The sequence below is a fragment of the Acinetobacter sp. ANC_7654 genome, from assembly GCF_056779855.1.
In genome coordinates, this window is sequence record NZ_JBWYIR010000031.1 from 1 (window position 1) to 390 (window position 390).

The 390-nt window shown below is 46.2% G+C and carries 1 protein-coding gene; it reads right to left on the bottom strand.

All coding sequences use genetic code 11. From position 1 onward, the window contains the following. Positions 1-390: GA-like domain-containing protein (locus AC1M86_RS14795; RefSeq protein ID WP_481608257.1), on the bottom strand; the 390-nt coding region annotated here is incomplete at both ends.

The following is a 390-nucleotide window of genomic DNA, read 5'->3' on the forward strand; positions in this document are numbered from 1 at the left end:
CTTCTGGAAGTGCATCAACTTTCGCTTGTGCATCTTCTTTAGCAGTAAGCGCATCATCACGTGCTTGAGTCAGCTCAGCAAGTTCTGTTGGGGTGATTAAACCATCTGCTTCTGCATCTGCTAGTGCTTGCTCTGCCTCTGCATATGCTGCTTCAGCCGCCTCTACTGCTTCTGTCGCTTCTTCAAGTGCTGCAACTGCATCATCCACACCATCTTCGTTTTCATCATTTACTGCTGGTAAGGTAATGTCGACTAGATCATTTAAACGACCTTGTAGCGCATCTTTTTCTGCTTGTACCGCCTCAGGTAATGCTGTCACTTTTGTTTGTGCTTCTGTTTTCGCAGCAAGTGCATCATCACGTGCTTGAGTCAATGCAGTAAGTTCTGTTG